At 60.9% G+C, this 18,481-nt stretch carries 11 protein-coding genes; 9 read left to right on the plus strand and 2 right to left on the minus strand.

What is annotated here, in order from left to right; genetic code table 11:
- Positions 1-1,946: 1,946 nt before the first annotated feature.
- Complete coding sequence (locus L0U82_RS33730; protein WP_233837971.1) at positions 1,947-4,001, minus strand: esterase/lipase family protein; 2,055 nt, start codon at positions 3,999-4,001, stop codon at positions 1,947-1,949.
- Positions 4,002-5,457: 1,456 nt separating this feature from the next.
- Between L0U82_RS33730 and L0U82_RS33735 the strand changes: the two genes are divergently transcribed.
- The 5 genes from L0U82_RS33735 to L0U82_RS33755 all read left to right on the plus strand — a co-directional run bounded on the left by L0U82_RS33735 (position 5,458) and on the right by L0U82_RS33755 (position 13,301).
- Positions 5,458-6,429, plus strand: coding sequence for an efflux RND transporter periplasmic adaptor subunit (locus L0U82_RS33735; protein ID WP_233837972.1), 972 nt, complete (start codon positions 5,458-5,460; stop codon positions 6,427-6,429).
- The gene (locus tag L0U82_RS33740) at positions 6,426-9,485 is read left to right on the plus strand and encodes an efflux RND transporter permease subunit (protein WP_233837973.1); all 3,060 of its coding nucleotides are present in this window, start codon (positions 6,426-6,428) and stop codon (positions 9,483-9,485) included. The genes L0U82_RS33735 and L0U82_RS33740 overlap by 4 nt, the downstream gene beginning before the upstream one ends.
- Positions 9,482-10,981 (plus strand): efflux transporter outer membrane subunit, encoded by a 1,500-nt coding sequence (locus tag L0U82_RS33745; protein ID WP_233837974.1) that lies wholly within the window; start codon positions 9,482-9,484, stop codon positions 10,979-10,981. The genes L0U82_RS33740 and L0U82_RS33745 overlap by 4 nt, the downstream gene beginning before the upstream one ends.
- A gap of 118 nt (positions 10,982-11,099) precedes the next feature.
- Positions 11,100-12,557 carry a basic amino acid/polyamine antiporter gene (locus L0U82_RS33750; RefSeq protein ID WP_233837975.1) on the plus strand — a complete coding sequence of 486 codons (1,458 nt, stop codon included), beginning with the start codon at positions 11,100-11,102 and terminating at the stop codon, positions 12,555-12,557.
- Positions 12,558-12,854: 297 nt separating this feature from the next.
- A complete protein-coding gene (locus L0U82_RS33755; protein ID WP_233837976.1) occupies positions 12,855-13,301 on the plus strand; it encodes a Fur family transcriptional regulator in 447 nt (148 codons plus the stop codon).
- A 31-nt stretch (positions 13,302-13,332) separates the two neighbouring features.
- On the opposite strand, the gene L0U82_RS33760 is transcribed toward L0U82_RS33755, so the two are convergent.
- Positions 13,333-14,229 (minus strand): LysR substrate-binding domain-containing protein, encoded by an 897-nt coding sequence (locus L0U82_RS33760; RefSeq protein WP_233837977.1) that lies wholly within the window; start codon positions 14,227-14,229, stop codon positions 13,333-13,335.
- Between the two features lie 165 nt (positions 14,230-14,394).
- Here L0U82_RS33760 and L0U82_RS33765 point away from each other — a divergent pair, with 165 nt between their 5' ends.
- The 4 genes from L0U82_RS33765 to L0U82_RS33780 all read left to right on the plus strand — a co-directional run bounded on the left by L0U82_RS33765 (position 14,395) and on the right by L0U82_RS33780 (position 18,424).
- Positions 14,395-15,576 (plus strand): M20 aminoacylase family protein, encoded by a 1,182-nt coding sequence (locus tag L0U82_RS33765; protein WP_233837978.1) that lies wholly within the window; start codon positions 14,395-14,397, stop codon positions 15,574-15,576.
- A gap of 101 nt (positions 15,577-15,677) precedes the next feature.
- Positions 15,678-16,865 (plus strand): porin, encoded by a 1,188-nt coding sequence (locus tag L0U82_RS33770; RefSeq protein WP_233837979.1) that lies wholly within the window; start codon positions 15,678-15,680, stop codon positions 16,863-16,865.
- A gap of 145 nt (positions 16,866-17,010) precedes the next feature.
- Positions 17,011-17,400 (plus strand): BON domain-containing protein, encoded by a 390-nt coding sequence (locus tag L0U82_RS33775; protein ID WP_233837980.1) that lies wholly within the window; start codon positions 17,011-17,013, stop codon positions 17,398-17,400.
- A gap of 379 nt (positions 17,401-17,779) precedes the next feature.
- A complete protein-coding gene (locus L0U82_RS33780; protein ID WP_233837981.1) occupies positions 17,780-18,424 on the plus strand; it encodes a response regulator in 645 nt (214 codons plus the stop codon).
- Positions 18,425-18,481 lie beyond the last annotated feature (57 nt).

Below are 18,481 nucleotides of genomic sequence, written 5' to 3' on the forward strand. Positions count from 1 at the left end.
ACCAAGGGCTACCTCGTTTTTTGAGCCCTATCGCCAGATATCTCAATCTTCCTTCGCTAGGTAGCCTTGATCGATTTCGGTCCGGCTGCCCTAGCTGTGAGCTTTCTTTGCAGCAGAACCTGCGTGATCCGATCTCTTGCGATGCAGTGCTTATCTCTAAAGTCAGGACTGTCCTCCTACAGTTGGGCGGATCTTTGCGCTAGCGTTGGCGGGAAATTCCAGAGGCCGTAGTGAGTGATTCAATCCGCCGCGCAGGTCAAGCGAGGGGTTTCGATACCGAGGTGAAGCGAGAGTCGTCGCTTCTGCGGGCAGCCGCCGCACAGAGTCATCGCTCGTAGATGACCATCCTGCGCATTGGATCCAGCGGCAACCGCTCGCGAGCCTTCAAAAAGTGCGGGCCAGCACCTGATGCGATGAGGGCGATTCCTCGAAGAACTTTGCCTCGATGTTGTCACGCCAGACCAGCGTTCGCTGCTACCCGCGCGCGATTGTTCCTGCTACCCGGCGAGGCCATTCATGCGATGTGGTAGTTGCTGGTCCCGTCACAGCGGGTAATCGGCCAATCTACGCGCGTCGGATCAGATTCGGCGCCAAGCTGACGAACTATGAGCGTCCCTCACGTTACCTACCCTGCCGGGCGCAATCGCCGCGCCTTCGCCGTATTCGTCGTGGTGCCGCACTGTTCGCCGGTAACGCAGGCTCCCCGATAAAAGCTTTCTCGATATACCGCCAAAGGAGATCTCTGTCTGGGTCGAGCAATAGTTGCCATTGCGACGAGACGAGTCCATTTGGAGAATAGCCTCACTGCATCGGCTCGATCGAACGCCGATTTCTGTCAACGATGGTGCGTCGCGATCACAGATCTGCCGTCCATTCGGTCATCTCGGGTTGGCTCGAGGCGGGGCAGTTAATAGTAAAAAGCTCCGACGAACGGCGTACCCTTGCATGCTGACGATTCAGCGACCTGAGTTCTTATCCGTCTCAGCGTCGTCAGAATCACTTGCGAGAACTGATTCACGTTCTGGTCAAACGGACTGACGTGCGTGATTCCGTACCTCGCCTCATTCAATCGGAGCGCATTGAATTGAGTGCTCCGGCGCGGTAAATCAATTCAGCCGGCCCGCTGGCACCGGCTGTGATTCCTGTCGGACGTGGCGCGGCGTATACGCCCCATCGATGTCGCTGCGCCCATTTACTCGCAGATCAACGGACGCCCTGAAGTCCTGCATCTTCAACGTGCAATGCCCCGATCTCCCTCCAACTCACATAGCGACTAACAGCACCTCGCAGTACTGGAAGACGGGAAGATCAGAAGGGCGATCAGTCTGCTCCGTCGCTCACGACGGGCCATCCAGCCATCGGCTGCTCCGAAACATTGCGACCGCAACTGATAGCACTACGACTGCTGTCGGCAATCCGAAACAGGCATGCCGTTCTTCCTTAATTCACAAGGAGCAGCACTCTAGGCCAAGACGCCCACAACTTAGCACTCGTGCTACGCATATTCCACGCCGGTTTCCACTATCGGCGCACAATTACCCCACACATTCGCTAAATTCGGCGCACATCTTTGTGTGAAACATTCTTTCATGTAGTCGATACGATATAAGTCATTGTTTTATAAGCACTTTTATGTCAATGCGGCCATATGTTTCACGAAAAAAGGGCGCTTATGACACTAAATTGGATATCCGTGCCGCTTAGCGAGATCGACGCTGAACACAACCATGCTTCTTCAAACAGGACGTAGCATTTACTACGTAATTTGTATTTAAAAATAATTGACTGCCCATTAGATAGTCCAACCAGCAATCCCTCGCAGAACGCATGCCCTCGAGCGCGAACAAACCCCACCACAACACAAAGCATCCTATTGAGCGACCAACTCGTCGCCCACACGTCCATCGTCACCCAACGACCACCACAAAACCCAAACCCTCCCACCATCACTCCACACCCACCGCCTCCGTACAAATCTCCCCACGCTGACCAATCCGTTCAATATCCTCATGCAATATCCGCCGGATTTCGAGAATCGCCTGCGGCGTCTCCTGAACACTATGTCCCGCCACAATCACCTTCTCCGACAGCGCCCCAGCAAGATGCGCACTGCGATAGGGGACCACGCCATCGTCTGAATCCTCGAGCGGTCCGTTCGCGCGGCGCCTCGCGATGATCGAGTGAAAGCACACGCTCGGGCTGATCGGCAACTGCGAGGTCGCGCGAATCATCGGGTCGGTCTCGCGCAACTGCTCGATGCTGTTAGGTACATGGAAGGTCGTCCCCTGCGGGTCGATGGTCGTCGCCGTCTTCATCACCTCGTCGATCTCATTGAGAAGCGCGAGCGGCAGGCGAACCAGATTGGCAACCCAGCGGGACAAGCGGTTGCTCGCGAACGGCGTGCCCCGATGCGGCGCGGCGATAAAGATCGCGCGCTCGACCTGTGGCATCGGCGTGAAGTTCAGCAGCCGATCGAGTCGCTCATCCTCGCGATCGATATCGGTGCCTTCGGGCACATACGCATCCTTGAACACGGTCCAAAGTTCATCGCCGGAAGTCGACACGAGCAGTCTCGCCAGAACGCCGCCCATGCTGTGACCGATCAGCACCATGCCGCGCGATGCCGGCGCATGGCCGCCAGGATCGAAGTGCATGAGCGTCTGTTGCGTGATCCGCCGGATTCGCGCGAGGCTAACGAGGATCGGCACATTGGTCGGGTAATAAACCTGCCACACCTGAAAATGCCGGCGAAGCACCTCGTCACCCTGAATATCGTTCGCGACGTTGACCCATGCCTCCGGACTGCTCGCGAGCCCGTGCAGCATCAGGATGATCCGTCGATTCGGATCGTACGGCTGCATCATATAGATGCGCGGACTGTCGATGCCGCGTGCGCGCCCCAGCAGCGAGCGCAACGACTGACCGGCAAAGCCGGAGCGGGCGAGCCAGATGCCATAACCTGCGCTGAAGTTGGCGGAGAGCGGCACCGTCTGCCCATGCCGCTCGACACTCTCATCGCGATACGGATCGTAGACGGATAACACCACGTCGTGCGAGCTGAGGACCTGCTCGAGCGTCCCCTGACTGAACCAGAGCAGGGCGGTCACATTGGGCGAGGGCATCTCGCTGAACGGCCGCGCCATTTGCGCCGATGTGGATGCCGATGCATCGCGCGGCGATGCGCCAGCATCGGGGTACACGCTCAAACTGTCGCCGGGATGTTTAGTGGCGTTTCCATTCGCCGTGACGCGCACATCGGCGTCAGCCTGCGGCACGTTCATCACGGCGACGAGTTCGGCACCGAGGCCATCGCGCCGATAGATGCTGCGTATTCCCGCGAACGAGAGCCGCGATGCGGGGATCACCTCGCGCGGCTCACGCACGCCTTCCGGCAGCCGGACCCGGCTCAGATCGATATGAATGCTCCAGCCTGCAATGACCTTGCTGTGAGGATCGCCGTTGAGGACATCGGTATCGAGCGCGCCGTGCACGAACAGCGCACGGGCAATTTCCTGCACCGCGTAGTTGTAGTAGTCGCGAACCTGCGTCTGACGATCCTCGAATGCCCGCTCGCTGGCACTTCGTTGACCGAGGAACAGAAACGCGTACGCGAATCGCGCAGCCCTGAGCCACAAATCAAATTGCGCGTCGCTCCATTCGTTTGCGTTGGCCGGTGTGTTGTCGATGGCCATCTGCAAGGACAGTTCGGCCAGACTCGCGAGTCGCCGGTCAGTGTTGATGCCGTTGATCGTTGAGATCGTATTGATGCAATCGAGCGGTGCGCGCTGACATGTGTTCTCGTCAAGTGCGGCGACGTGCAGCGTATCGCGCGTCGCGGCGCTCAGACGGCCGGTCGACAGAATATCGCCGCGGCGCATCGCGATGTATTGCCCTGGACCGAGCGAGCTGACCGTCACCATTGCGCAACCGGATAGCAGGCTGGTGGCGAGCACCGCGAGTGTCAGCAGACGTGACGTCCATGACGACAGTGTTCGCGTCATGATGCGCAGTGCCCGCGCGGCTTGCCAGTCTGCTTCGTTGAACCCGTCCAGTCGGATGCGAACAACAGACCTATCCGTGGGATTGCACGCGTTGCGTGAACCGGCAGACGCTCGTGCCGAAATAGAAAGCGGCGTCGCACCGTTTTCAATGGACCATTCTGTAAAGTGCGAAGACTTATCAGCCGAGCCAAACATAGCTCGGTTTTGCGCGGCGCCGAGCGGACGGTAACGCGATTAGTGGTCGTGCGGTGGACCGTTGCCATGGCTCGATTGCCGGAACAACCCGCCGATGCGCCGACATTGATGATCGCCGATGCAGACCGGCAGCAATAACGAATACTTGCGCGATAACGCGTCGCATAGTGATCGCGAAACGTTGCGTCGTATCGCTGCGTTGCGTATCGGATCAAATGACACCACCATCTGTTCGCAGAGTACTCTACGCCCGGCAATAGGCTTGTGCAAGAAACACAGCCAAAGAGCCGATACGGACTTTTGATTAGAGAAAGGCGGATTTAACATTTTCGTCCGTTCACCACCGGTGATGAATGCGGTACGGACCATTGAGCAATTGATGGTTCGCGTGTCGACCGGTCATCATGCCAGTGAGGAACTTTGAAAGCAGACAGTGACGCGAGCGTGACACGTGTCGTGCGGGCATAGATATCGCAACATGCTTGACAACGCGTTGTTTGGGAATTCAAATGCTCCTACTGAGAGCCCGATTTACAGCATCGAAATTTCATCGTGACAATCGCAACTCCAACGGGACGCCAACCGGCACACCAACCGCCTCAACTTATTCAGTTCTAAACTAAAGCAATTAGCCAGGTACCCTCACCTGGATTGATCTGTCAATTTCGCCGATCTTCGCCAGTGCTACGAAGCAGTTCGATAGTGAGAACAGACGTCCGATAAGCTCAGTTCCGATCATTGTCCTGTTGCTCGAACCAGCAATCTTTCCAGTAGCCTCATCGTATAGCCGTAAGCTGTTTGGGAAGTGGAAACGGACCGGCCCCGGTCTTGATGCGACGAGTCGTCATAAAAAAAGAAACAGACGCCGCGCGAGTTCCGGTAGCCATAACACGATAGATACCAATACACTGTTTTTGAACGACGGTGCGCAACGACTAGACAGATGGTGCGTGTCCCGTGCGTGACCTTGCTTTGAATGTTGTTGCGGATGCACGATGATCCACCTGCTTTTTACGGATCCCTATGAATTCCTGAGCAGCCTGTAAAGCAAGCGTTCGCCGGATCGAGAGATGCATCGCCTGCGTGCGTACGACATGGGTTGCGCCAGTAGTCAGCCGAGAACGTCATGAACGCAAAACGTCCCGAGGCAGGGCCGGTTCTTCGATTAGCCGGCGTCGCATCGATCTGTTGTGTGCTTGCGCTTTCACTGTCGGCTTGTCAACGGCGGGCCGAAACCGCTAGCGGTGACACAAGGCCGGCCGTGCAGCTTACCAAGGTCGAGCCCGCCGATGCGTCGGCCATTCGTATCTTCACCGGGCGGGTCGAGCAGACCAGCATCTCACCGCTCGCGTTCGAGGTGTCGGGCCGCGTCGTGCAGATCGCGGTGCTCGAAGGGGCGTCGGTAAAACGCGGGCAACTGATCGCGCGTCTCGATGACGAGCCCTACAAGCTGCAATTGGAACGCACCAATGCACAGTATCAGCAGCTGAGCGACAACCTGAAGCGCCAGGCGGTGCTGCGCAAGGACGGCATCCTGTCGCAAGCGGCGTACGAGCAGTTGTCGGCCTCCACGGATGCCGCGCGCGCGGCGCGCGATCTGGCCAACCGGGATCTGCGCAACACACGGCTCGTCGCGCCGTTCGATGGCCGGCTCGCGCGCCGCAACATCGAGATCGAGCAGACCGTGCAGGCAGGCATGCCGGCGTTCAACTTCGAGAACATCGGCCGCGTCGATATCGGCGTCGATCTTCCGCAGAGCATCGCCGAGCGTCTGCTGGTCGACAAGACGTTGCGGGCTGAAGCATGGCTGCCCGAGCAGCCGCAGAACCGCTTCCCGCTGGTCTTCCGCGAACGGACGACGCAAACCAGTCCGACTTCATCCGGCTATCGGCTGGTTTTTTCCGTCAACGGACAACAAAGCGCGATGCTGTTCCCCGGCATGGCGCTGCGCGTGCAGATATCCGATACCGCACGCCAGGTCGCGCAGCCCGATAACGCGTACTTTGCGATTCCGATGGCCGCCGTGTCGATCGGTGCCGATGGTCAGCGCAGTCTGTGGCGCTACGATGCCGCGTCCGGCCGCGTGCATGCGGTGCCGGTGAACGTGCGCGAAATCCGCAATGACGATGCAGTCGTCGCGGGCGCGGTGGCGGAGGGCGATCGCGTGGTGGCGGGCGGCTCACAGTTCATGAAAGAGGGGATGGCGGTCCGTCCGATGGATGCTCCTCAATGAATCTCGCGCGCCCCCTTATTGAAAAGCCGCTGATCGCGTGGGTGCTGACACTCATCTCGTTGTTGGGTGGCATCTTCGCGTACTACAACATCGGCCGTCTGGAAGATCCGAAGTTCACGATCAAGACCGCGGTCGTCGTCACGCTTTATCCGGGTGCGAGCGCGCACGAGGTCGAGCAGGAAGTGACGGACCGGCTCGAAAGCGCGATCCAGCAGATGCCGCAGATGGAAAAGCTGACTTCGCGCTCGATGCCGGGCTACTCGGAAATCCGCGTGCAGATTCGCGACCAGTACACGTCGGCGCAATTGCCGCAGGTGTGGGACGAGTTGCGCAACTCCGTGTCCGACGCGCAAGTGCGGCTGCCTCCCGGCGCCGGCCCGACGATCGTGGCCGATCGTTTCGGCGACGTCTACGGCATGTTCTACGCGCTGACCGGCGAAGGCTACACGCAGGCACAACTCTATGACTACGCACGCGAGTTGCGCCGGCAACTGCTGCGACTCGACGACGTGTCCGACATCGTGATCGCCGGCAACCAGCAGGAACAGATTTCGGTCGACGTCGACCAGTCGCGACTGATCGCCAATAACCTGTCCACCGACGATCTCACGCAAACCCTGTTTCTGCAGAACGAGGTGCGCCCGGCGGGTCGCGAGCGGGTCGGCGATCTGCAACTACGGATTGCGCCGACCGGCTCGCTCGATTCGCTGCAGGCCATCCGTTCGCTGCCGGTCGGCAATACACCGGGACCGCTTCTGCTGGGCGATATCGCTCAGGTGAGCCACGGCTATGCGGCGATTCCGAATCAGATCATCCGTTACAACGGTCACCCCGCGGTCACGATCGGCATTAGCGCGCGGCCTCGGGTCAACGTGGTGAGAGTCGGTGAGGAAATCAACGCGAGACTCGTCGAACTGGCACGCGATCGACCGATCGGCATGGAGCTGCATTCGCTCTACGATCAGCCGCAGGTGGTCGACGAAAGCGTGCGCGGTTTTATCTTCGACGTGCTGCTGTCCGTCGCGATCGTCGGCGTGGCGTTGGGCATCGGGCTTGGCTGGCGCGCGGGCGTGGTGCTCGGCGTCGAACTGTTCCTGTCGATTCTCGGCACGCTGCTGGTCATGTACGCGGCCGGCATCGAGCTGCAGCGTATTTCGCTCGGTGCGCTGATCATCGTGATGGGCATGCTGACCGACAACAGCATCGTGGTGGTCGAAGGCATGCTCGTGAAAGTGCAGCGAGGGATGTCGCATCTGCAGGCGGCGACCGAGATTCTCAAACAGAGCCAGTGGGTTCTGCTCGCGTCGACCGTGGTCGGGATTCTGGCTTTCTCGGGCATCGGCCTGTCGCCGGATTCGGTCGGCGAATTCTGCGCGTCGCTATTCGCCGTCGCCGCGATCTCGCTGCTATTCAGCTGGGTGATCGCGATTGGATTGACGCCGCTGTTCGGTACTTATCTGTTTCGCGCTAACGACATCATCGACGAAGACCCATTCAAATCGAAGCTCTATCAACGCTATGGGGCCTTGCTCGAATGGGTGACCGGCAAGCGTGTGCTCGTGGTAGCGGTGCTCGTTGTGCTGACCGTGCTGGCGGGATGGGCGTTCCGCTTCGTCGAGCAGAGCTTTTTCCCGGCATCGACCACGCCGATCTTCTACGTCGACATGCGCCTGCCACGCGGCGCCGATATTCGCGCGGTCGATGAAAAGAGCCGTCAGGTCGAGCAGTTGCTGCTCAAGCACACGGGCGTGACCAACGTGCAGACCTACGTGGGCTCGGGCGCCACGCGCTTTTTCCTCGTCTACGATCCCGAGACGCGCGATCCGTCGTACGCGCAGTTCATCGTCGGCGCGAAGAACGCGGGGATCATCGACGACATGATTCCGAACATCGAAGCGGATCTGAAGAAGCGCTTCCCCGAGGAGCATTGGACAGTGACGCGCCCGAACTTTGGACCCGGTGGAGGCGCGGCGATCCAGGCGCGCTTCTCCGGTCCCGATCCGGTGGTGCTGCGCCATTTGTCGCAAGAAGCACAGGACGTGCTGAAGGCGGACGGTCGGATCATCGCGATCCGCGACGATTGGGAGAATCCGATCAGTATCGTGCGGCCGCGGTTCGACGAATCGCGCGCGCGTTCACTCGGCGTCACGCGCCGGCAGGTCAGCGACACGATGGCTTATGCGACCGAAGGTCTGAGGGCGGGCATCTATCGTGAAGGCGATCAGTTGCTGCCGATCGTGCTGCGTTCGCCCGATTACACGCGCGGCGTTGCGGGCCTGCAGGATCTCCAGGTCTTCAGCACAGGGCTGCGCCGCTACGTGCCGCTCGGCGACGTGGTCGACGGCTTCACGGTCGGCACGGAGGAAGGCCAGATTGCGCGCGAGGACCGCATCCGCACGCTGACGGTATCGGCCAATCCGATCTACGGGCAGAACAGTGTCGACGCATTCAACCGCATCCGCCGCGGCGTCGAGTCCATCAAGCTGCCGCCCGGCTATCGCTTCGAATGGGGTGGTGAGCACGAATCGTCGACACGCGCGCAGGAAAGCCTGTTCCGTCAGTTGCCGCTCGGCTTTATCGGCATGGCGCTGCTGGTGCTGATGATGTTTGGACGCCTGAAGCCCGCGCTCGTCGTGCTGCTGGTGGTGCCGATGTCGATTTGCGGCGTGACGCTCGGCCTGCTGACGTTCCGCGGCGCGTTCGGCTTCATGGCGCTGCTCGGTTTGCTGAGCCTGATCGGCATGCTGATCAAGAACGGCGTGGTGCTGGTCCAGGAGATCGACGATCAGATCGCCGCCGGTGTGCCGCGCATGCAGGCGGTTGCGCACGGCTCGATGAGCCGTCTGCGTCCCGTGATGTTGTCGGCTGGCACGACCGCGCTCGGGATGGCGCCTTTGTTATGGGATCCTTTCTTCAAGGATATGGCGATTACCATCATGGCCGGCCTCGCGTTTGCCACCGTGCTCACGATGGTCGCCGTGCCCGCGCTGTATGCGATGCTGTTCTCGATCAAGCAAGCGGAATGGGAGCCGGGCCAACACCCGGAAGCAAAATGATCCGCGCGCGCTCTTACCATTTCGCCATCGCGGCGCTGCTGCTCGAAGCCGGTTGCGGGTCGTTGCAGCTCGATAAACCCGCCGAGCTTCCCACGCAGTATTCGGAGGCGCAAGCGGGCGCAGCCGTGCCGATGTCCGCGCAGGATCTTGCGACATGGTGGACCCAGTACAACGATCCGACGCTGAACAAGCTGGTGGCGCTGGCGCTCGCGCATAACTTCGACATCGCGACCGCTTACGCGCGGGTCGACCAGGTGCAGGCCGGCATCCGCGCGGCACGCTCGCAACTGTTGCCATCGGTGGGCGCGGGCGTGAGCGGCGCGAAGTATCACGGCGGCGAGACCCAGCTCGAGTTTCAGGAATTTCTCGGCATCAACAATACCGATGCGCAGTTCTGGCGTGTCGGCTTGCAGGCGCAATGGGAAGTCGACCTGTTCGGGCAGGGCCGGGCACGCCTGTCGGCGGCACGCGAACAGACGCGCGCGGCGGTAGGCGATGCGGAGGCAGTGCGTCTGAGCGTGGTCTCGGGTGTCGCCGATCTATACGTCACGTATCGCGGATTGCTGCGTCAGCGCACGATCCTTCAGCAGAGCCGCGTGATCGCGGACGACTTCGTGCAGATCGCACAGAAGAGCTTTACCGCGGGCCTCGTGCTCAGCACCGACATCGAAGCGGCGCGCGCCGGCCGCGCGCAAGTCGATGCGCGGTTGCAGGAGGTGGAGAACGGCATCGCGCAGGCGCGGCTCAATCTGCAGAATCTGTGCGGCGTGCAGCCGGCGGAATTCGCCGGCATTCTCGACGACAGCGATACGTTGATGACAGCGCTGCCGGCTATCGAACCCGGCCAACCCGTCGATCTGCTGATGCGGCGTCCCGATCTGATCGCGGCGCAGGCGCGTGTGAATGCGGCGGTCAGACAATCGGATGTCGCGCGACTCAACTACTGGCCGACCGTGTCGCTGAGCGGCTTGCTCGCGCGTAATGGCTGGGAGATCGCCGGTCAAGGCCTCGGGCCGAGCACGTTCTGGCTGTTCGGCGCGGCGATGGCGATGCCGCTGATCGATTTCGGTGCGCGGCGATCGCAGGTGGAGTCGTCCGATGCACAGGCGCAGCAGGCGATGTTCGCGTATGAGAAGACCGCACTCGGCGCGTTTTACGACGTCGAACGCGCGCTCGCGCGTTTGAACCGGCAGGACGAGCTGTTCAAGGCGCGCAACGAAGAGGTCACGCGGCGCACCACGCAGTTGAGCCAGGTGCAACGTCGCTACGAAGTCGGCGATACGGGCCGTGTCGATATCGATCAGGTGCGCGTGGCGTTGCTCGAAAGCCAGTCGTCGCAGGTGAGGGAAGAGGTCGGCAAGCTGCAGGCGCAGTTCGCGCTGTTCAGGGCGATGGGCGGCGGCTGGCTCGCAAATCCGCCGGCTGCGGCGAACGCGCAGCCGCCGGCGGGAGCGGTGCCCGCTACGGCCAGCGTGCCGGCACCCGCTTCGCAGTGAGCCATCGCAACGCACCGCGAGCGCCGCTGGAAAGACCGCTTGGAAAGACCGCCTGAAAGGCCGCGGTGACAGCAGGTAACGGCGCGCCGTTTGCCGATCGCCTCAATCAAGGATGACGATGACCACCCAGCTCGAGACCAAACTGTCGTTGCCCGCATTGACCGCAATGGTCGTCGGGTCGATGGTGGGTGCGGGGATCTTCTCGTTGCCGCGCAACTTTGCGCGCGCCACCGGGCCGTTCGGCGCGGTCATCGCGTGGTGCGTGGCGGGCATCGGTATGTATGCATTGGCACGCGTGTTTCAGGCGCTTGCCGAGCGGCGGCCCGAACTCGATGCCGGTGTGTTCGCCTACGCGAGAGCGGGCTTCGGCGACTATGCGGGCTTCCTGTCCGCGTTCGGCTACTGGATGGCTGGTTGCTTCGGCAACGTGTCCTACTGGGTGTTGATCAAGTCGACGCTCGGCGCGTTCATTCCGGTATTCGGCAACGGCAATACGGCGATTGCGATCATCGTGTCGTCAGTGGGCATATGGCTGTTTCACTTCGTGATGCTGCGAGGCGTGCAGCAGGCGACGATGATCAACACGGTCGTCACGGTCGCGAAGATCATTCCGATCGTGCTGTTCATCATCATGCTGATCGTGCTGTTTCGCGCCGACATGTTCCATTTGAATTTCGGGGAACGCAGCACGGAAATCGGCGCGGGACTCTTTTCGCAGGTACGGGCGACGATGCTCGTCACGGTGTTCGTGTTCGTCGGTATCGAAGGCGCGAGCGTGTACTCGCGCTACGCGAAGAAGCGCTCGGACGTCGGTACTGCGACGATCACCGGCTTCGTGACCGTGCTGTGCCTGCTGGTCCTCGTGACGCTGCTGCCTTATGCGACCTTGCCGCGCGCCGATATCGCGGTGATGCGCCAGCCGTCGATGGCCGCGGTGCTCGGCGCGCTGCTCGGTCCATTCGGCGTCGTGTTCATCAGCGTGGGGCTGATCATTTCGATTCTCGGCGCCTACCTCGCGTGGTCGCTGATTTGCGCCGAGGTGCTGTTTGCCGCCGCGCGGCTGGAGACGATGCCGCGTATTTTCGCGCGGCAGAACGCGCGCAAGCTGCCGGTCGCGGCGATCTGGCTCACCAGTAGCGTCGTGCAGATGTTCGTGGTCAGCACGTACTGGTCGAACGACGCATTTGCGCTGATGCTGAATCTGACGAGTTCGATGGCGTTGATACCGTACTTCCTCGTCGCCGCCTACGGCATCAAGGCCGCGCGCCATGACAGAGCGCAGGGCGGTGGCGCGTCGAGTGACGCGAGCGGCGCGTTGAGCCGCGCATTGCGCAAGGAGTATCTGATCGCGGCAATCGCGACGTTGTACACGGCTTTTCTGCTGTTCGCGGGTGGTGTCAAATTCCTGACACTATCGGCGCTGCTCTATACGCCCGGCACCGTGCTGTACGTGCTTGCCAAACGCGAGCGTGGGCTGCGCGTGTTCTCGAAAGCGGAGTGGATCATTTTCGCTGTCGCGGTCTGCGGCGCGATTGCCGCGCTGGTCGGTCTCGCGACCGGCACGATCGTCATCTGAGTTTTCGTCTGATTAGTTATCCGGGCGACCGGATATCTTATTCGCCGCGCTGATCGCATTTGCCGGTCTGATGCGCGGCCCTTTCCCTTCTTCTCCGCTTTTCCGCTTCGCACTGCGCGTTTCTTCGCATGCGCCACTCGCCGCTTAAGGTTCCCTTAAGCGCGCGGCTTCCATAGTTTGTTGCTCCGCTGCCGGTCCGCCGACGCAGACGATGGCCTTGCGTCATTGCTTCGTATCGACTGGCGACGGCGCGTATTTCCGCGGCTCGACCGCATGGCTCGTGTTGCCATTACATAAATGAACATCCACCGAATTCTGGAGCGAGCCGGCTTGCGGCCCACGCTTCCACGTGTGCTCGTGCTCGAGTTTTTCCATCAGCACGCGCACGAGCATTTCAGCGCCGAGCAGGTTTACAAAAGCCTGAATGGCGAGACGCGCAATATGAGTCTCGGTACGCTTTATCGCGCGTTGGGCCTGCTCGTCGATGGCAAATTGCTCAGCAGCGTAGCGCTTGGTGAAGACCGGCTGGTCTACGAACTCAACGATGGCAAGCCGCACGATCACCTCGTCTGCACGTCGTGCGGCGGTATTCGCGAGTTCTTCGACGAACAGATCGAAGCGCGTCAGCGCGCGGTGGCGATCGAATTCGATTTCGACGTATCGGGACGCCAACTGGTGCTGTTTGGTGTGTGCGCCGACTGCAGAAAAGCCAGCCTGAACGCGCGGCCGATGATCGACGAATAGCGCGAGCGCACGGTGCAAGCCTCGCCGTGGCTCACATGCTCGCGGCGTTGCGGATACAACGGATGAAATAGTCGGCCGGCCGCGTGAGAATCGCGCCTTCGCGTTGCATCAGATGCAGTCTCGCCGCCCGCGATGTTTCGATGAAGTCGAGCTTCTTCATATGCCCGATCGTGTTGACCAGTTCGAGCGTGTGCGACGCCCACGCCATCACCGCGTCGATACTGATCGCGAGGCTATACATCAGCGACTGTGACGTGCAACGCGTGATCCGTCGCGGCGCGGGCAGACCTTGCCGGTTGAACAGATCGACGACGAACTGCGGGTATTCGTCGGTCGTATCGGAGTGGACCCATTCGGCGTCGCACAGATCGGCGAGCGACGTTGCCTTTGCCAGCGCTCCGTTGGCGCGCACCGCGAACGCAAGCGGAAAAGTCATCAGCTCCGAATATGCGATCGACGCATCGATATCCGACTCCGTCGCGGCTGCCAGCGCGAAATCGAGCGAGCCCTGACGCAATTGTTCCTGCAGTTTCTTCGCGGTGTATTCGAGGAATTCGACCGTGATGTGCGGCATGTCCCGACGAAACCGCGCATACGCATCGGGCAATAACGTGAGTGCCGCGAGCGGTGTCACGCCGATCGTCACGCGTCCTTCCAGCGCACCTCTTTCCATCGCCATCTGCTGCTCGGCGCGCCCGAGTTCTTCGACGATCAACCGCGCATGCCGCAACAGCGATGCACCGGCTTGCGTCAGCGCGACGCCATTCACGCTGCGGCCGAATAACGACATGCCGATATCGGTTTCCAGTTCGCGAATCGCCTTGGTGACCGCCGGCTGACTGACGAACAGCGCGCGCGATGCGCCGACGATCGTGCCTTCCTCCGCGACGGCCACCAGTGCGCGAAGCTGATGAAGTTTGATCGCCATTAAGTTGCCACCTTGATTATTACCTTAGGGTAAATACTATAACTAACAGTTATTGATATAAAACTTTATCATGTTTTTATTCGCCGCCGATCTCATAGACTGGCTCTCACTTCGCGCTGGCCGTTATCAAGCGCGTGTCAAGCGAGTCTGTCAGAGGAGACGGCGTTGTCCCATCACCCCCATATCGATCCGATCATCACTGAGCACGCGGCCGAGTTCGTCGAACTGCGCCGCGGCATCCATTCGCATCCGGAATTGGGATTCGAGGAAGTCGAAACGAGCCGCCTCGTCGCCGCGAAACTGACGGCCTGGGGCTACGAAGTGACCGAGGGCATCGGCGGCACAGGTGTCGTTGGGCGTCTGAAACTTGGTGACGGCACGCGCGCGATCGGCATTCGCGCCGACATGGACGCGTTGCCGATCATCGAAGACACCGGCTTGCCGTACGCGAGCAAGGTTCACGGCAAGATGCACGCATGCGGACACGATGGCCACACGGCCATTCTGTTGGCCGCCGCGCATTACTTCGCGCAGACGCGCCGCTTCAACGGCACGCTAAATCTGATTTTCCAGCCGGCCGAGGAAGGTCAGGGCGGCGCCGTGCGGATGATGGCGGAAGGACTGTTCGAACGCTTTCCCTGCGATGCGGTGTACGCGTTGCATAACGCGCCGGGCGTACCGGTCGGCAAGTTCATCGTGCAGCAGGGCGCGATGGCGGCATCGGGCGACGTCGTGACGATCACGCTGACCGGCAAAGGCATGCACGCGGCGATGCCGCATCTGAGCCGCGATCCGGTGATCGCGGCCGCCAGCATCGTGATGGCGCTGCAGACGATCATCGCGCGCAACGTGCCGCCGGCGGATGCCGCGGTGCTCACGGTCGGCGCGATCCAGGCCGGCACTACGCACAACGTCGTGCCCAACACCGCGACGATCCTGCTGACGGTGCGCACGCTGAACGCCGACATTCAGACGCTGATCGAAAAGCGCGTGCGCGAGATCGTCGAAAGCCAGGCGGCCAGCTTCGGCATCAGCGTGCAGATCGACTACCAGCCGGTGACGCGGGTGCTGATGAATACGGAACAAGAAACCGCGCGCGCTCGCGACGCGGTTGCCGCGGTGGTCGGCGCGCAGAACATCCTGCCGTTGCCGCCGGGCATGATGGGTGGCGAGGATTTCTCGTGGATGCTCGAAAAAGTGCCGGGCTGCTATGTCGCGCTCGGCAACGGCCACGAGGGGCACGGCAGTTGTATGATCCACAACCCCGGCTATGACTTCAACGATGAGGCGCTGCCGATCGGCGTCGCTTACTGGGCGAGGCTCGTCGAGCAATACCTGAGCGTCTGACCTTCACCGCTTCTCTTTACCGCTTCTTTGCCAATTCGAATTTCGCCGGCCCGGCGTGCCGCCAGGCCGGCGGCAAGACTACGTCCATATCGGGGACTCACATGAAATATAAAAAGACCGTTTGCGCCGCGGCCGTGGCGCTGTTTTCTCACGCGGTATGGGCCGATTCGTATCTTCAGCAATGGCTGGGCTCCTGGCCGCAGATGCAAAGCGCGATCCAGCAGAACGGCGTTTCGCTGTATGGCGCCGTCGACATGGGGCTCAATTTCCAGAGCGTGAGCGGCACGTCACGCTGGCAGACGCAGAGCGGCGGCGTTCATACGTCGCAATTCGGTCTGTTCGGCCGCGAGGATCTCGGCGGCGGACTGAAGGCGGAATTCAACCTCGAGAACGGCTTCATGGCGAACAACGGCGCGCTCGGCACGAGCAATACGCTGTTCGATCGCGCCGCGTGGGTCGGCCTCAATTCGGCGACGTGGGGCGTGGTGCGTCTCGGCTTGCAGCCGACCGCGAACCTGCCTCTCGTCATCGATCCGTTCGGCGAAGTGACGACGAACTCGGTTGTCACATGGCTCGCCGGCGGTGCGGTGCAAACGCCGAAGGGCGTCGGCTATAACGCGGATCTCGGGCCGGGTTCGAGTCAGGTGCTGGTGCGCCAGAGCAATGCCGCGACGTGGACCACGCCGCGCGTCATGGGCTTTAACGCGACGTTCCTGTACGCGTTCAACGGTCAGCCGGGCGTGTCGCCGAATGCGTCGAACCAGGGCGTCGTCGCGTCGTGGACGAACGGCACGTGGTATCTGTCGGGCGCGTACAACCGGGTGTGGAGTGCGCCGGTCGAGACTTCGGCGGGCGTGCAGACCGTGCGCAACGATATCTATGGCGTGTCCGCGATTTACGACGTCGGCAGCTACGTGTTGTCGGCCGCGTTCGCGCAGGTCGCGCCGAAGCTCGAAGGCAACGGCATCGCGCGCTCGTGGCTGGTCGGCGCGACGGTGCCGTGGGGACGTCATGCAGTGCGCGCGTCGGTGGTCTATCGCGATACCTCCGGCGTGCACGATGCCGACGGCGACCCGGCGAAGGATTCCGCGCTCGGTGTGATGCTCGGCTACGACTATGCATTGTCGAAGCGCACGTCGCTGTATGCGCGCGCGGGCTTTATCCGCAACTACGGTATTTCCACCGTGATTCTGAACAGCAACCCATTGCCGCTTCAGACCGGCAGCGCGTCGTCGGAGCTGGGCACGACGCCGATGACGGCTTCGCTCGGTATCTATCACCTGTTCTGAGCAGAGGGTTGTGGGTTGGAGCGGGGCGGCGGCCGGCGCGACGATGCACGGGCATTCGCACGGTCTTATCTATCGTAGAACGCATCACCGATTAATTGCCGGAGTCATCGTCGATGTCATCCGGCCATGGACGACAGGAGAGGAAATGAACGCAAAGCAATGGCTGAAGCTGATTGGCGCGACGGCAGTCGTGCTGGCTTGCTTCGATGCACACGCGCAACCGCAGTCAGCCGGCTCGAACCCGGCGGCGCAGGCGGTGACGGCTTCGTCGCAAACCGACGCCGAACTCAGGACGGCCAACCGGCAACTCGCGCGAGACGTTCGCCGCGCGCTCAGAAGCGCGAAAAACCGCGGGTTGCGCGCGAGCAACGTGACGGTTCGCGCGAATAACGGTGCGGTGACGTTGACGGGCAGCGTGCCGAGCGCGGAGCAGGTCGATCTTGCGACTAGCGTTGCGAAGGAGGTGCCTGGTGTCGCGTCGGTGACTAGCCGTGTCGCCGTGCGTAAAGAATTGAGTCAGCGGGGCAGCAATTAGGAAACGAAGAAGTTTCTGATCGTGCGTTGACTGAGCGATGGACTGATATCCGCAGATATAGGATTCGTCTTAAGCTTGCCCATTCGCAGCGCATCATATAATGCCGGCGCACATCCGATGGGTCAATTCAAACTCCTGCCGACACGGGCGAACAATCGTGTTCGCACCGCTTGCGCAGGTCATTTACGTTGCGTCGGGCGCTGGCATAAGCCGTTGCCTCCAGCAACACATTGAACATCACGGAGAACGAATCCTGTCCTGACTTCATGACGATCGTCAGGCTCCTGGGTAGATGTAAAGAGGCGTCGCTGTTCAGTAGAAAAGTGTGTGCAAGCGGTTGCCCTGCCGAAATTTTCATGAGCCCGATTCTGGAGTACAAGTGAAAAAGATACGACTAGGTATTGCCGACGATCACCCATTCATTCTGCTGGGAGTCGAACACATCATGTTGCGGTGTCCGGATATCGAGATCTGCTTCAAGAGCGAGAGCATCGACCATCTGCTCGACCAGCTCGCCGAAATTCCGGTGGACGTGCTTCTGTGCGACTACGAATTCGAAGACGACCCCAATGCCGATGGTCTCAATCTTCTCGACCGCATCCGGCGCATCTGTCCGGCCACACGGGTTGTGTTTCTGAGTTCGCATTGCTCCGCCTATATCATTTCCGCAGCGCTCAATGCGGGGGCGGCGGGCTTTATCGGCAAAGGGCGCGAGGGACTTGCCAATATCGCGACCGCGGTTCGTACTGCAAGACCCGGCAACATATTCCTGCCCGATTCTCTCGCGGCGAAGATGCAGTCCACGGTGGGCTTGACGCGTGAAATTGACGCATCCCGCAGCGCGTTGTCCGAGAAAGAAGCGACGGTCGTAAAAATGATCTGCGACGGCATGTCGATCGGCGCAATTGCCAAGCGGCTGAGGCGTAGTCCCAAGACCGTGAGCAATCAGAAAAATGCCGGCATGAAGAAGCTCGGCGTCAGAAACGACGTTGAGCTCGCCGCCATCATGCGTGAGTTCTGCTAGTAGCCTGTATCGCCCGTCGTACCTTCCACCTGTTTCGACAGCGTCTCCCGTTTCCCT

The organism is Paraburkholderia sp. ZP32-5 (assembly GCF_021390495.1).
Taxonomy (GTDB): domain Bacteria; phylum Pseudomonadota; class Gammaproteobacteria; order Burkholderiales; family Burkholderiaceae; genus Paraburkholderia.

Coding starts and splice junctions, on each gene's coding strand:
- L0U82_RS33760 (WP_233837977.1), bottom strand. CDS start 14,229: ATGGCGATCAAACTTCATCAGCTTCGCGCACTGGTGGCCGTCGCGGAG.
- L0U82_RS33745 (WP_233837974.1), top strand. CDS start 9,482: ATGATCCGCGCGCGCTCTTACCATTTCGCCATCGCGGCGCTGCTGCTC.
- L0U82_RS33775 (WP_233837980.1), top strand. CDS start 17,011: ATGAACGCAAAGCAATGGCTGAAGCTGATTGGCGCGACGGCAGTCGTG.
- L0U82_RS33730 (WP_233837971.1), bottom strand. CDS start 4,001: ATGACGCGAACACTGTCGTCATGGACGTCACGTCTGCTGACACTCGCG.
- L0U82_RS33740 (WP_233837973.1), top strand. CDS start 6,426: ATGAATCTCGCGCGCCCCCTTATTGAAAAGCCGCTGATCGCGTGGGTG.
- L0U82_RS33755 (WP_233837976.1), top strand. CDS start 12,855: ATGAACATCCACCGAATTCTGGAGCGAGCCGGCTTGCGGCCCACGCTT.
- L0U82_RS33750 (WP_233837975.1), top strand. CDS start 11,100: ATGACCACCCAGCTCGAGACCAAACTGTCGTTGCCCGCATTGACCGCA.
- L0U82_RS33770 (WP_233837979.1), top strand. CDS start 15,678: ATGAAATATAAAAAGACCGTTTGCGCCGCGGCCGTGGCGCTGTTTTCT.